General features: G+C 38.6%; 13 protein-coding genes and 1 pseudogene. 4 read left to right on the forward strand and 10 right to left on the reverse strand.

What is annotated here, in order from left to right; translation table 11 throughout:
• Positions 1–221: 221 nt before the first annotated feature.
• Genes fdhF through MKY46_RS13340 form a run of 3 tightly spaced genes read left to right on the forward strand, consistent with a single transcriptional unit; the run spans position 222 to position 4701 of the window.
• The gene (fdhF, locus tag MKY46_RS13330) at positions 222–3158 is read left to right on the forward strand and encodes a formate dehydrogenase subunit alpha (protein WP_089932618.1); all 2937 of its coding nucleotides are present in this window, start codon (positions 222–224) and stop codon (positions 3156–3158) included.
• A 4-nt stretch (positions 3159–3162) separates the two neighbouring features.
• Positions 3163–3642: a DUF1641 domain-containing protein gene (locus MKY46_RS13335; RefSeq protein ID WP_058844573.1), complete on the forward strand. Its 480-nt coding sequence runs from the start codon at positions 3163–3165 to the stop codon at positions 3640–3642.
• 12 nt (positions 3643–3654) lie between these two features.
• Positions 3655–4701, forward strand: a complete 1047-nt coding sequence (locus tag MKY46_RS13340; RefSeq protein ID WP_058844572.1) for an Mrp/NBP35 family ATP-binding protein — start codon at positions 3655–3657, stop codon at positions 4699–4701.
• 48 nt (positions 4702–4749) lie between these two features.
• Here the strand turns inward: MKY46_RS13340 and MKY46_RS13345 are convergent, their stop codons facing one another.
• The 4 genes from MKY46_RS13345 to MKY46_RS13360 all read right to left on the reverse strand — a co-directional run bounded on the left by MKY46_RS13345 (position 4750) and on the right by MKY46_RS13360 (position 7476).
• Positions 4750–5040: a hypothetical protein gene (locus MKY46_RS13345; protein ID WP_036126901.1), complete on the reverse strand. Its 291-nt coding sequence runs from the start codon at positions 5038–5040 to the stop codon at positions 4750–4752.
• 136 nt (positions 5041–5176) lie between these two features.
• Complete coding sequence (locus MKY46_RS13350) at positions 5177–6283, reverse strand: PA2928 family protein (protein WP_036126903.1); 1107 nt, start codon at positions 6281–6283, stop codon at positions 5177–5179.
• Positions 6284–6306: 23 nt separating this feature from the next.
• On the reverse strand, positions 6307–7137 hold the full coding sequence (locus tag MKY46_RS13355) for a CbrC family protein (RefSeq protein WP_340834483.1): 831 nt from the start codon (positions 7135–7137) through the stop codon (positions 6307–6309).
• Positions 7138–7167: 30 nt separating this feature from the next.
• Positions 7168–7476 carry an antibiotic biosynthesis monooxygenase family protein gene (locus MKY46_RS13360; RefSeq protein ID WP_036126906.1) on the reverse strand — a complete coding sequence of 103 codons (309 nt, stop codon included), beginning with the start codon at positions 7474–7476 and terminating at the stop codon, positions 7168–7170.
• 87 nt (positions 7477–7563) lie between these two features.
• On the opposite strand from MKY46_RS13360, the gene MKY46_RS13365 reads away from it, so the two are divergent.
• Positions 7564–8250 carry an ArsR/SmtB family transcription factor gene (locus tag MKY46_RS13365; RefSeq protein ID WP_089932610.1) on the forward strand — a complete coding sequence of 229 codons (687 nt, stop codon included), beginning with the start codon at positions 7564–7566 and terminating at the stop codon, positions 8248–8250.
• Between the two features lie 28 nt (positions 8251–8278).
• On the opposite strand, the gene MKY46_RS13370 is transcribed toward MKY46_RS13365, so the two are convergent.
• From MKY46_RS13370 to MKY46_RS13395, 6 genes and pseudogenes are all read right to left on the reverse strand, one after another.
• Positions 8279–9145, reverse strand: coding sequence for a DMT family transporter (locus tag MKY46_RS13370; protein ID WP_036126914.1), 867 nt, complete (start codon positions 9143–9145; stop codon positions 8279–8281).
• Between the two features lie 214 nt (positions 9146–9359).
• On the reverse strand, positions 9360–10295 hold the full coding sequence (locus tag MKY46_RS13375) for an alpha/beta fold hydrolase (protein ID WP_340834486.1): 936 nt from the start codon (positions 10293–10295) through the stop codon (positions 9360–9362).
• 166 nt (positions 10296–10461) lie between these two features.
• Complete coding sequence (locus tag MKY46_RS13380; protein ID WP_340834488.1) at positions 10462–11823, reverse strand: sensor histidine kinase; 1362 nt, start codon at positions 11821–11823, stop codon at positions 10462–10464.
• A complete protein-coding gene (locus MKY46_RS13385) occupies positions 11820–12494 on the reverse strand; it encodes a response regulator transcription factor (RefSeq protein WP_340809828.1) in 675 nt (224 codons plus the stop codon). The genes MKY46_RS13380 and MKY46_RS13385 overlap by 4 nt, the downstream gene beginning before the upstream one ends.
• 157 nt (positions 12495–12651) lie before the next feature.
• Positions 12652–13440: a lipid II flippase Amj family protein gene (locus tag MKY46_RS13390; RefSeq protein ID WP_036126929.1), complete on the reverse strand. Its 789-nt coding sequence runs from the start codon at positions 13438–13440 to the stop codon at positions 12652–12654.
• Positions 13441–14287: 847 nt separating this feature from the next.
• Positions 14288–15268 (reverse strand): annotated as a pseudogene (locus MKY46_RS13395) (phosphatidylinositol-specific phospholipase C domain-containing protein); the annotation flags it as partial.
• Positions 15269–15358: the final 90 nt, after the last annotated feature.

The raw sequence follows: 15358 nt of genomic DNA on the forward strand, positions 1-15358 counted from the left end.
TTTCATGGTGGATTTTTTATTTTTTTAAAAACCGAGACATGGATAACTTGTTATGATCTAGCAATTTGCCTATTTTGAGGTAGCTTCAAGAACAATGGGGAATTACAATGATAACAAGACAATCTTTTCAAAAATAACCAACTCGATTTGTTATTCCCTTTTTGTCTTAAGCTGCAACATGTTGTCCGATTAGTCTCAAAGTGCAAAAGGAGGAAGTTATCTTGACTCAAATTAATATTAATGGCGTATCGTATGATGTAAAAGAAGGAGCTACAATCCTTGATACCATTAATCAGCATGACATTCCACATCCACAGATCTGTCATGTGCCTGCTGTTGATCCAATCGAAACATGTGATACATGTATCGTGGAGGTGAACGGTCAATTAGTTCGTTCCTGCTCCACAAAGGCAGTAGACGGCATGAATGTTTTATTAACTTCTGACAAAGCAAAAGCAGCACAAACAGAAGCGATGGATCGTCTACTCGAAAATCATTTACTGTACTGTACAGTTTGTGATAATAACAATGGAAATTGTGCATTACACAACACGGCTGAAATGATGGAAATCGAGCATCAAAAATATCCTTACCAACCGAAAGTGGAACCTCATGAAGTAGACATGTCACACCCGTTTTATCGATATGACCCTAACCAATGTATCGCTTGTGGTCAATGTGTAGAGGTTTGTCAAAATTTACAGGTGAATGAAACATTATCCCTCGATTGGGAAGCCGAAAGACCACGCGTCATATGGGATACTGGCGTAGCAATTAATGATTCTTCCTGTGTAAGTTGCGGTCAATGTGTAACCGTTTGTCCATGTAATGCCTTAATGGAAAAATCCATGCTTGGAGAGGCTGGATTTATGACTGGTCTGAAACAGGATATGTTAGATCCAATGATCAGTTTAATTAAGGAAGTTGAACCGGGCTATAGCGGTATTTTTGCCGTTTCTGAAGTGGAAGCAGCTATGCGTAGTAAACGTACTAGAAAAACAAAAACAGTATGTACTTTCTGTGGTGTAGGTTGTTCATTCGAAGTTTGGACAAAAGACCGTAAAATTTTAAAAGTACAACCTTCCGAAGGTCCCGTTAACGCAATTTCTACTTGTGTCAAAGGGAAATTTGGTTGGGACTTCGTTAATTCTGAGGAACGAATTACTAAACCTCTTATTCGTAAAAATAATGAATTTGTTGAATCATCATGGGATGAGGCACTCGATTTAATTGCCACAAAGCTTGGTGGTATTCAGCAGCAATTTGGTCCTGGTTCTGTCGGCTTTATCTCATCTTCTAAAATTACAAATGAAGAGAATTACTTAATTCAAAAAATGGCACGTCAGTTATTTGGAACAAATGATGTCGATAATTGTTCCCGTTATTGTCAATCCCCTGCTACTGACGGTTTATTACGTACAGTAGGTTTAGGTGGTGACGCGGGTACGATCAAAGATATTGCCAAGGCTGGTCTTGTCATCATTGTTGGGGCTAACCCGGCTGAAGGACACCCTGTTTTAGCAACACGTGTGAAACGTGCACATAAATTACATGGTCAGAAATTAATTGTTGCGGATATTCGTAAACATGAAATGGCTGAACGTTCTGACATCTTTATGCGTCCGAAGCAAGGTACTGACCAAGTTTGGTTAATGGCCGTTACCAAATATATCATTGACCAAGGTTGGCACGATGAAGCCTTTATTCAAGAAAACGTCCTTCATTATGATGATTTTAAACAAGTACTTGAAACATATACACTTGATTATGCGCAAGAAATGACGGGTATTAGTAAAGAAACATTGATCGAAGTGGCTGAAATGATTCGTGATGCAGATGGTACATGTGTGCTTTGGGGCATGGGTGTAACACAAAATACTGGTGGCTCTTATACATCCGCAGCGATTTCAAATTTACTTTTAGCAACTGGGAACTATCGTCGTCCAGGTGCGGGTGCCTACCCTCTTCGTGGTCATAACAATGTGCAAGGTGCCTGTGATATGGGTACACTACCAACTCTCTTGCCAGGTTATCAAAAGGTAACAGATGAGGCAGCGCGTGCAAAATTCGAAAAAGCTTACGGTGTCCCAATTCAGTCGCAACCAGGTCGAACTAATATGCAAATGTTAGATGCGATTATGGAAGGTAAAATGAAAGCCATGTATTTAGTGGGCGAAGATATGGCGCTTGTTGATTGTAATGCCAACCATGTAGATGAGGTGCTTTCACAACTAGACTTTTTTGTTGTCCAAGATTGTTTCCTATCACGTACAGCACAATATGCAGATGTGATTTTACCTGCTGCGCCTTCCCTTGAAAAAGAAGGTACATTCACGAATACAGAACGTCGTGTTCAACGCCTCTATCAAGTATTACCAACACTTGGTGAATCGAAAGCAGATTGGGAAATCTTGCAAGCGGTTGCTCGTCGTTTAGGAGCAGATTGGCATTATGATCATCCAAGTGACATCTTTGATGAAATGGCTAGCCTGTCCCCCCTCTTCTCACAAGCCAACTATGATGTCTTAGAAGGCTGGGGTAGCTTCTGCTGGGGTAGCCATGATGGTAAAGATACACCTTTACTATATGAAGATGGTTTCAATTTCCCTGATAAAAAAGCTCGTTTTGCTTTAAATGATTGGGTGCAACCTGTGGAATATGAGGCACAGTACGATTGTCTTATTAATAATGGTCGTATGCTTGAACACTTCCATGAGGGAAATCTAACAAATAAATCGAAAGGTATTCAATCGAAAGTACCTGATATTTTCGTTGAAGTATCACCGGAACTGGCGAAGGAACGAGGTATTGCAGATGGAGCCTTACTTCGTTTAGTATCTCCTTATGGTGCATTAAAGCTAAATGCTCTTGTCACAGATCGCGTGCAAGGAAACGAATTATTTTTACCGATGAACTCCGTTAATAAAGATTCAGCTATCAACTTCTTAACGGGCCCTGCAGCAGATGTGAATACATCAACACCAGCTTATAAACAAACAAAAGTACGAGTTGAAGTGCTAAAAGCAAAAGGAAAATCACCACTTCCTCGTACGAACCCACGCTATAAAAAGCGTCATCCTCAAAATGGTGTTGAGGTTCATCGGAAATGGAATCGTCCTGGCTACGTTCACTTAACAACTATTAACGAAAGAGAGTGAGAGCATGGCTGTACCTATTACAAGCATTAAAAAACAACAATTGACGGAAGAACAACTAAAGGAACAAAAATTAGACAATCTAAAAGAACTGCTTTCTGATAATGAAGAAGCCGTTAATCAAGTGTTTAGTATTATGGCTGAATTAAATGATATAGGTGCACTAGAAGCAGCAATGAAGCTACTAGAAGCGAAAGAGGATGTGGCCCATATTGCACTTGGACAATTAACTCGTAAGCCTGTAACCAATATCATTAATAATTTAATGGGCGTTGCAGGAGCATTGACGGAGCTCAATCCAGAAACAACGACTAAGCTAATTGACGGCTTAAATTCAGGTGTAGATGAAGCGAGCAAAGCACTTGAATCCAATGAAAAAGTAAGTGCCTTTAAGCTTATGAAAATGTTAAATGATCCAGATGTCAATCGTGCGCTCAATTTTGGAGTCCATTTCTTAAAGGGACTTGGCAAAGGCTTAAAAGAATAAGGTGGTTCCGACATGTTAGTAAAAGAAGATGTTATCAACGCATTACAACAAGTAGAAGATCCAGAGCTTCATCAGAGTATCGTCAAATTGAATATGGTGCGTAATATTCAAATAAACGGCACCCATCTATCGCTGGATATTATTTTAACCATTCCAGGTTGTCCTTTAAAAGCGAAGATCCAGCATGATGTGGAAAAAGCATTACAAGCGATTGGTGCCTCCAGTGTTGCCATTACCTTTGGAGCTATGACAGATCAGGAACGTCGCACATTAACTGCGTCTCTACAAGCGAAAAATGTGACAGAGCAAGGAATGCCGAATATGCTACTGCTTAATTCTGGTGTGCAATTCATTGCCATCACAAGTGGTAAGGGCGGTGTTGGGAAATCGACTGTGACCATTAATTTAGCAGTCGCCCTTGCCCGTCTCGGCAAACGGGTAGGAATACTTGATGCGGATATCTATGGCTTTAGTATTCCTGCTATGATGAACATTGACCAAAAACCTACTATGCTTGACCAAACAGCTATTCCAGTAGAAAGTCATGGGGTTAAATTAATGTCGATGGGCTTTTTTACCAATGACAACCAGCCTGTTATGTGGCGTGGCCCCATGCTCAACAAATGGATTCGCAATTTCCTTGTCAACACATTATGGGGAGACTTGGACTATCTTCTGATAGATTTACCACCAGGGACAGGCGATGTGGCCATTGATATGGCAGCCATGATTCCTCAGGCACAGGAAATCATTGTAACAACACCACATCTTGCTGCTTCTCACGTCGCATCCCGCGCAGGCTTGATGGCTCAACATACGAAACATACTATTCTTGGTGTTGTTGAAAACATGGCTTATTTTGAAGGAGCAGATGGTCAAAAAAACTATCTGTTTGGACAAGGTGGAGCCGATCAGTTAGCAGATTTACTGCAAACACAAGTAATCGCCCATGTTCCTTTCGCTCAGCCTGAAGAAAATACAGGCTCATCAGTATATGAGGAAGAAACGATTATCGGTGAGATATTTACTAACCTAGCAGAAGATTTGCTTTACCAATAAAACAAAAATCCCTTGATTTGCTTTTACACAAATCAAGGGATTTTTCTGTCACAAATAGCCTGCCTTTTTTAACACTTGCATGAAATAAAAACGGTACGTATTTTGAACGAAGGTATCTAAAGGTAGTCCAACATTGACCTGATATTTCGTAAAAATAAAATAAAACCGTTTATCCCATTTTAAATGCAGGAGCTCCCCTGCCTCTTCACCATATTTCATAGTAAATTCCTCAATCAAAGGCTCAATCATCTCATAACAATAGTCTTTTAAATGGGCGAGTGCTTCAATATCTTTATCCCTTTGAAAGCGTATAATCCAATCCACTAATTGCTCATTCATGTTTGTACGTCATCCTTTTACATAGAGTTTCTTCCTATTAAATTATACTCCTTTTTTACAGAATCGAAAAATGAACAGTTTTTTCAAATAGATGGTTTTAACTTGTTGTCAAAAGGATAAGCATTGGCATTCGCCACTAATCAATAGGTCGATTCCACCGCAGATGATATTGAACATTCCTATTTTTCGTTTCTTTATCCAATACTAATAATCTGTCACCTGCTTGAATAACATAGGTCTCCTCTAATGTACGTATACCAGGTTGTTGTTGGTCAGGATTGATAACACCTATATTTTCTTCCCACAATACTTGATGATTATTCATATCATAAAACAAAACCATATGGTCAGCACTTTCCCGCTGTGTTTGACGATAAGACACGAGAGCTGTTTTTTTTGCGATATCCACATCAATCACTTTAGGTTCTAAATTTTGGTAGGCTTGAATGGCAGGCTCTGTTAGAACAGCCTGACTAAAATCTTGAATTACCTGATAGTCCTCTACAGACTGTGGGTGTGTGGCAAAATATCCAGGCAACCCTGTCTCAATGAAGAAACGAGCTGTTAGGAAATCTTGAGCTTTTGGGTTCTCACTTAAAGTTTCACCATCAAAGTGATAGAATTTGCCATCGACACCCTCCAAATATAAATTATTTTGTAAAATAACCATCTGATGTGCACCATTACTTAATTTATCTATTAATGGCTGATATTGCTGACGAAATTCTTGTTCAGAAAGTATTTCCTTTCCTGTTGCTATATCTAACAGTGACAATTGACCAAACTCATCATCACGATGATGAACAAGAAGACCACCCATAAAATTCCCAATCAATGTATCTTTATGGGAAGCTGATTTTGTCCATTGCTTTTCACCTGTCTCTAAATTCACAGCCACAATGAGATAATGAGCAAGCAAATGCGTAATGCCATTCGATGTTCCATTATTTTCAGAGCCCTGCACCATTTGGACAGCGATGTGTTGTGAATCATCTGTATAAATGGGCGAATCAGATTTTATAGGAAAGCTTCTCCCCGCTAAGCCAAAAACAATCATGACTAGATTGCTAACCACTATAAATACAACTAGTAAAATGCTAGAAATAACAAGGCTTTTACGTTTAATGACGATAAACAATAACAGTAAAAATCCTAATCCCAACACGATACATAAAAAAATATCATGCATCAGCCAGCCATTCAAACGCCATGAATACATATATCGTTGAAGAAATTGTTCCACCTCTCTACCTCCTCTAACAGCGATTAACTAAAATCTGAATAGAGCACATAACGGTCACATTCCAAGCACTGAAATAAATAGCCTTGATGATGACCATTGTTCATTAACGATGCTGAAAGCTCCTCTTTCGAAAAGCCTGTATAATTATCAAATTGATCCTCAATACCTAGCTCCACTATATCACTCCAGCCAACATAGCCGATAAACGCACAATAGTCCGAACAATGAGCTACCCAATTATTGCCCTGCCAGCTTACGTAGCCGGGCGTTCGATAGAGAATTTCTTGTACAAAGGCAGGGTTAGTAACCTGTTCATCATCCATTAAATCTTGCTGGAAAGAGCCATCATATTTTTGGGCAGCCTCTCCACTGTGGATGCAAGAAGGACAAAGATAATCTACATCCTCAATAGCGTAAATACCTCCTGTGTAATAGACATCCACTTGCTGTTGACAGCAATCACAGACAACGATTTCACCTGTTTCAAAAATTTTCGCCTCAAGCGGTTTAGGAACATATTTAAAGGTTGGAATGATTGTTTGAGTTGGCTGTTGGTCGTTTATTTTTCGTGGTAGCAGAGGATTCACCAAATTTGGTTGATTTATGTAGGTTTGCAGAACACCATATTTTTTTCGATCTTTTTTATCAGCTTTATTCATAATGGTCGTAAAAAGCTGATAAGCCTCTAGGTACATCCTAAGCAAGCAATAGACTTCTACTAGTAGCCTTAACGTTTCTTCCGTTTGCTGCTCCTGCTTTAATCGCTCTTTGAAAACATGCATCTGATTAATCGTTATCGGATCTGAAGGATGAAATTTTTGTCTTAGCTCATGCCATTCCTCAGCAATTGTCATAAAAAATAGACCTCCTTCTCACTCGTCATTTTATTTCACAAAAGAGTAATCTTTTATCATTTGGCAAATTTCCACCTTATAGTTCGCGTACCATTTATCTTGTCCCAAGTGTTGTGCGGTTAAATGTTTGGCATTATCTTTCCATGCTTGAATAGCCTCTAGCGATTCCCAATAGGACACCGTAATGCCTTTTCCTTCCTCGTTCCTGACACTTTCAACACGCAGAAAACCAGGCTGTTGCTGTGCTAGGGCATCGATGAGGTCAGCCATTTTGCCATAGCCCTCCCCATCCTGTTTAGTTCTTTGAGATGTAAAAATCACTGCATAATAGGTTTCCATTTATTTCTCCTCCTCTATTACTTTTATTGTAAACGATAATGAAATTAACTAAAATCAAAATATAGAAAACTGAAAGGATTGTGACATATGGGAATTAATCCAAACATGGCGGAGGTAGCGGCACTTCTTGGCGAAAGGTCAAGAGCAACCATTCTTGCTAGCATGATGGACGGGCGTTTTCATACAGCTAGTGAACTGGCGTATATGGCTGCCATTAAACCACAAACTGCTAGCTTTCATCTTGCTAAATTAGTAGAAGGAAAGCTGATTAAAGTTGAAAAACAAGGGCGGCACCGTTATTTTCAATTAGCTGGTGAGGACATTGCTCAATTTCTTGAGTCTTTTCTCGTCATCTCACCGCCACCTGAAGTACGTTCTTTAAAACAATCTAGCCAAATGAAATTATTGCAGGATGCTAGAACTTGCTATGACCATCTAGCTGGTAAATTAGGTGTCCAATTAACAGAGTCAATGGTGGATGCAGGCTATCTAAAATTAGAGGACAAACAATTTATCCTGACAGATGAAGGCACTTTATTTTTTACTACATTCGGGATGGATCTAGCTGCTTTAAAAAGAAAACGACGCTCCTTTTCACCTGCTTGTTTAGATTGGAGTGAACGACGTTACCATTTAGCAGGTGCACTAGGCAATGGTCTATTAAACCAATTATTAAACCTCGGCTGGCTTACACGTGTACCATCTATTCGCGCCATTAAAGTGACTGAGAAAGGTAAAAGAGGTTTTAAAGAGGTATTTCATTTAGACAGCTAGAAGAATAGAGGGCTTTTGGATTGCCCCACTAGCCCTTTATTCTACTAAAAGTACGATTTACTAAATAAATCCCACTAATGATAAATAACCCACCAACCACTAACGATTCATGTAACGTTTCGTCTAATACTACCCAGCCTGTTAGCACCCCAAAAAAAGGTGCTAAAAATAAATAGGCACTTGTTTTTCCTGGATCACTATTTTGAAGAAGATAGTACCAGCCTGCAAATTGAATGATGGAAGAAAAAATACTAAGCCATAACAAAATCAATAATGACTGTGGATTGACAATAAAGTATGGTTGCTCTAACACGACACTTCCTAGCAAAAGGAGTAAGCCCCCAAACAGCATTTGATAGGCTGATAAAACCCATGTATCAAAGAACATTCCCCATTTTTTCACTAAAAGTGTTGCAATCGCCCAAAATACAGCGGATAAAAGTCCAAATAGAAGACCTATTTTCAATTCAACTTGTGCCCCCATTGTAATGATCACTCCGATTAAGCCAAGCACAACCCCGATCCACTGATAGAAACGATAGCGTACTTTGGTAAAAATGGTGGCAAATATGACAACGAGTAAAGGGTTTGTAAATGTTAAAATAGATGATTCACTTGCTGTAATGGTGCGTAGACTTAAAAAAATACACCCCATTACACCAGCCGTTTGAAATGCTCCGATGATGCATAGCTTGAGCCATTCTCTCTTTGAGGTCGGATGAGGTCTTTTGAAAATCATGACAACAATGACCATTAGAATCCCTGCCAGCATAAATCGAAGGGCAGCCAATAATAATGGTGATGAATACGGTAATCCTAATTTTACGATAGCAAACGATGAACCCATTAAAAAGGTTGTTACTACTAGTAAAGCAATAAATTGATAGTTTTTCATACAAGATACTCCTAACCTGTTTCATTAATCACTACTATCTGATTATAAACAGGAAGCTATTCAACGCTTATCGAAGTATGGATTACATCCATGTAAAAGAATGGGACAATTAGATTGCTACTTAAAGCGACTTCATTGGGGGAGGTATTTTATTTTCATGAATTTCAATAAAAAATCTTACCTCTAACAACAAAGAGGTAAGATGCTATAACTATCAGTTATCCATAAATTCTTTTAGGTTTTCAACAATTTCTTGTGATCTTGTATGGTGTAAGTAATGGTCACCGTCCAATGTGATTACTTTTCCATGAACTGAATTTTTGACTTGCTCTTCATGCAATGGTATCCAATTTTTTTCAATGCCTTCACTTTTCGCCTGAACAAATAACAAAAGAGGTAAATCTTTAGGGAAAGTTACGTTTTTGGCAGCTATAAAATTCATTTCTATATTTGTTAATTCATTGGAAGTGCTCGTATTATAAAAGTTTTTGTTTGTAATCATCCGTATTTGTTCTTTTGTGTCATCATCATACGGTAGGCCAGCATATGGATCATCTGAAAATTTTATAAGAACTCTAGCGATCCCGGTTTTTTTGAGAAGTTGTAACGACTTAATTGGGAATTTTGTATCCATACCGTCTTGAGTAGGCACACTGCTATCAATCCCGACAAATGCAGTCACCTCATTCGGATATTGATTGACATAATCAAGTCCATAAATACCTGCTATAGAGTGTCCCATGAGCATATAGCGGTCAATTTTCAACGCCTGTAAAGCTTCATGAATCTCACTCACTATGTTGTCGGTGCTTCGTTCTTTATCGGTATCATCACTTAAACCATAGCCAAAAGGCTCTATTGAAACGACTCTGTAATGAGGAGTTAGTTCTTCGATAAGTGGCTTAAAATCAAGTGTTGGTGCTGCTGTTCCGAAGCCTGGTAGTAGGACGATTGTTTCTGCCCCCTTCCCTTGGATGGTAACATTCATTTTTCCTTCATTCACAGTAATGAGCTGACCATAGTGTTCTATTTTCCCTTGCTCTATTTTGTTGCAGATAATGTTTACAATAAACACAATAGCAAGTAGCAGTACTATCGTTAAACCGATAACAGCTATTGTTTTAAGTAAAATTCGAAAAATTTTTTTCATTTTTATGCACGAGGTTCATCTTTGCTCGTGCTTTCCTCCCTTACAACCGTTATTCCAGCTAGCTTACTTAGCTGTTATTGATCAGTGTAAAGGACGAAGATGTCTACTATATGACGGTAATATGAACGCAATATGAACAACAAAAAAATTTCGCTATCTCACGCATTTACTGTGTCATAAGAGGCAATTGGATAATGATGGTCGTCCCTTGTCCAAGCTTACTCTCTACTTGAATGTCTCCTTGATGCAATGATACGATTTGCTTAACGATTGCGAGACCCATTCCACTCCCATCATATTTACGACTATGTGAACGATCCGCCTTAAAAAACCGCTCAAAAATACGCTTCTGATCCTCTAAAGAAATCCCAATGCCCGAATCACTTACTCGTACTATCACATGATGAGCGTCCTGCTTCATACTGACCTCAATCATACTACCTTCATTGGAAAATTTAATACTATTAGTAAGAAGATTGGTCCATACCTGATTTAATTGGTCATAATCAGCCATTATATGAACAGCCTGTAAATGAAGATTAAACTGGATGTTGCGAGCAGACCATTGCGGCTGAATGGCAATAATTACTCGCCTAATTTGCTCATCCAGACTAAACGTCGCACATTGCATTGGCTGTGTCTTCGACTCGAGCAAACTTAGCTTTAACAGGCTATCACTCATCTTAGACATTCGCTTTGCTTCCGACATGATAATATCAAGATAGCGACTTTTCTCCTCGTCTGTAATATCTACTTGCTTCAATGCTGCTGCATAGCCTGATATGGAAGTAAGTGGTGACTGAACCTCGTGTGAGACGTTCGATACAAACTCTCTCCGCATTTGCTCCAATTGCTGTAACCCCTCCGCCATGTCCTCAAAACTTTTGGCCAAGGTACCTAGCTCCCCTGATTGTTTAATATTTAACTCGACATTGAAATCTCCACCTGCAATATGCTTTGTTGCTGTTGTCAATTTTTTTATTGGCTTGACGAGAAACCTAGCAGCCACTATAAACACGACACTGCCAATAACAAGAGCATAAGTAGCAAAATTCAATATCAATTTTATAGCAAAGGAAGTAGAAGGGAGGGAGATGGGTTCGATAAACATCGCCTTAGTCCCCATTGCAGTTTGTAGTGGCATTCCTACAAAAATAGACGAAACACCACCCGGATTAACTTGAATGACTTCCCCATCCAGTACACTTTGAACTTGTGTCATTGTTACATTGGCCAGTGGAACACCCTTTTGCTCTCCGTAGGATTTGAACTGCCCCTTTTCTTCATAAATGCGGATATAGTAGGATTCAAGCTGATGCATTTCACGAATAAATTGTTCTGCTTCATTAAATGGCAATGTCTCAAATATATGGACAATGTCCTGACCAAAATTCACTAGGGGGATTTGTAAGTTTTCATTCAATTTATCTTCAAATACCCATGTTGCCATAAAAAAGGATATAGTTGTGCCACCAATTACGGCAACTAGAAATGTTAAAACGACACGCGTATATAATGATTGAATCATTCGTTAACCTCAAGTCGGTAGCCAAGACCTCGTACTGTCTCAATCTGAAATTCAGTTGTTGCAGTGAAGCGCTCGCGCAGACGCTTAATATGTACATCGATCGTTCGATTATCGCCAGCATAATCCATTCCCCAAATTTGATCGATCAGCTGCTCTCGTGTGTAGACCTGCCCAGGTGTTTCCGCAAGCTTATATAATAATTCAAACTCCTTTAGCGGCAGCGAAATAGACTCTGTTCCATTTTTAATTTTATAGGTCTGACGATCCAGCATGATTTGACCAAGTTGAATGATCTGTGAGTAGCCAATCCTGTAGCGCTTTAGAAGAGCCCTTACTCGTACCGTCAACTCTAGTGGGTCAAAAGGCTTTGTCAAATAATCATCTGTTCCGAGCTCAAAGCCCTTCACTTTTTCCCATGTTTCCCCTCTTGCTGTCAGCATCAGTAAGGGAAGCTCAGCATTTACTTTGCGCAACTCCTTACATAATGTCCAGCCATCCATCGTCGGCATCATAATATCCAGCACAACAAGATCGACAGGCATTGAGTGATAGATGGCTAGAGCTTCTTTGCCATCCTCGGCCTCCATTGTTGTGAACCCGTCTTTGCGCAGAAAAAGGCAAACAAGTTCACGAATATTCGCATCATCATCCGCAACAAGTATAGTCGGCATACGTTCGTTCCCCTTTTCCAATGTATTATTCACATACATTATACTATATATCTGCTTCACTTCCCCTTTACCACACACTGTTATCAATAGCTGACGTCCCAAAAATAAAAAACCCCCTTCCTCTATACGAAAAAACGATAAAGGAAGAGGTTTCTATTCAAGCAATCAGCTGTGCAAACCACGCTACATAATGGGCGCCAGGAATCAATAATAGCTGTGCCACAATCGTTCCTAAAAATCTAGAGAACATCATCATAACGGAAGCTTTTTTTAATTCAAGATAACTTCCTCTCTTATTGATAACATCATCGGCCAGTATGGATATTTTAGGATCAATAAATAGAATCAAAAGTATCGTCGCTATGCCATTGATTAATCCAGATGCCATAACCGCAGTAGTCTTTAGTTCTGGTACTAACAAAGTGGCATACAAAGCAGATAAAACGCCAATGGTATAAATCGCTGTTATGACAATATTGATAACAAATAATTTCATTGGTATATCCCGTAAGCTAATACCTTTTAAATAAGTAAAATGAGGTTTATGAATGTGCTTCATACCTCGTCTTACATATTCAAACGTAAAGCCCTTTTTCAATAAAGCGGGGATTGAGCCTCTTTCCTCTGCCAAATGGACGATAGCCCTTGAAAAAATAGCTATGAAGGTTGGGATTAGTAAGATCCCTAGTAATGTTCCAAGTGATGCCGCTCCAATAATCAGTCGAAATTGGTTTTCTACATGTATCAAAGCCTGATCGGCTGGTGCTGTATCAACAAGACTTCCTGTAAATGGTTGCTGCATCATATTCGCCAACCTCGACACCATGACCATCACATTAAAAAGAGATAAAGCCGATGCTAGTAATTTAACACGTGCCCCTGATAAACGTACGGCATAAGCAAGTGTTTCAATAGCATGAATGATTAAAATGAATAAAGCAATCATGATTAATTTATCTGTGATTAACTCCACTTCTATACCTACTCTTCGCTTTCCTACAATTTAACATTGTGACGCTTCTCCCGCAAAATAGTTCCGATTGAAAAGATCTTACCCTAAAAAGATATGGGTAAGATCTAAAAAGCGCTTCTATACAATTGTACTACGCTGCACTTCTAAACCAAAATCACAGCTGGAACATTTATCTTTGTTCAAAGATGACGCTCCTTTTCGTATTTGGCATGATAGTAATGGCTATATATCAATGTTAAAAAACTAAGACCATTTGGTGTTGTAACAAGATGAATCGATTCCAAGGTGTTTTGCAACGCAATTAAAGTGAACGAACTTATATGCTAACCGTTCAAGTACTAAAGCTATAGGCGTTCAGTAGCTTATAGCAACCTCCATTGCTTCGTGAACTATCCACCACTTAATTTTCTAGGTGGAGAAATCACCTTATAAGGGATAATGGACTTGTCCTTTTTGTCATGTACAGCGTGACATCAACGCTAGTAAGAGTGGCAGGTCTAAGATAATACGCTTATATACGCTTATAAATACTGTTCGTATGATAATCTTAACGAATTAGTTTCCACGTATAGGCTGACATTTTGTCATTGAAGTTATAAGACGTTAAATTGAATAATTGTGCTGAACCAGTTGTGTTTGCTATCGTTACACTATTCCCTGTAAAATTACTATGCTCATATATAGTTATTTCTGTATAAGGTTTTAATAAAATGGATGACACTTGATCATTCCATTGAGAATGTGGAAGATAAGTAAAATCTATTCCCTCTCCATCTATATGCTCAAATAAGTGTGGCTCATCAGTTGGTAGATTGCGAAAATTAGAACGTATTATCTCTTCATGTAATTTCGGACTCCACCTCTCACCTATATAGTCCATAATGATCCATCCAGCTTTTGTTTCAAGATTCTTTAGATGCTCTAATCTCACTTTAGCCGCAGTAATGCTGTTCAAATAGGAAGCATAGTAATACGGACTACTCCAAGCCGTACCACCAGAAGACAAACTCGTGAAATTGATATGAATGTGATTTGGGTTATCTTTATTTAATGCTGTCTCTTTTAGCATACTATCAATTGCTGCTTTCTTCTCCTCATAGTTCACATTATATTTATCTTGTACCGTTATTTTCACATTACCATTTGTCATAGAAGTAAATGTTGCGTTATCTTTCCACGCAAAATTTTTATATCCACCAGTCATCGTACTACCAGAATATCTTCTTAAGAGTACGATTTTTCCACGAGAATCCCCTAAAGTTATATTCCCTTCTGTCTTCAAGAAAATAGAATCTCCAAAATACTTATTTTCAAAGGTTCTAGCAAATGACTCTTTTGCTCCTGGCATGGATTCATACTCTTCTTTTAGAGACATTATAATGGTTTCACTTGGATGACTTTTTAAAAATTCTTTGGCTTCATTAATAAATTGCTGGAGTGTTACATAAAGATAAACAGGTCCATGATGTAGAACAATTGTATTATCATCCGTTACACGTCCTCTGATGTCAAAAAATCTGACACCTTGATCCATTTGAGAGCGAAAGTCATTTTCTTGCGTTTTTGCCCATACGGATTTTATAGGATCCTCCAGTCTGAATGTACCACTATCATGGGTTCCTGGAATAGAAATTTCTGCTAATGCGCGAGAGTTAGGTATTTCTCTCATCCACTCTGATAAATTTAGATTATTTTGTTCGGAAGCTGCCAGAGAAGTTAAGTGGACACCACCTAAAGAAAAAAGCATTGTAAAGAAAAAACATATACTTGCGATTACTTTCTTACTTTTTAATATCACCATAAATACTATCTCCTTCTCTTTCACTCACTAAAAACTACCATTTATCCAATTTTAGTTGAGGTGAGTATGTCAGATCTAACAAAAGCATTC

The sequence above is a fragment of the Lysinibacillus sp. FSL M8-0355 genome (assembly GCF_038008985.1).
GTDB classification, from domain to species: domain Bacteria; phylum Bacillota; class Bacilli; order Bacillales_A; family Planococcaceae; genus Lysinibacillus; species Lysinibacillus fusiformis_D.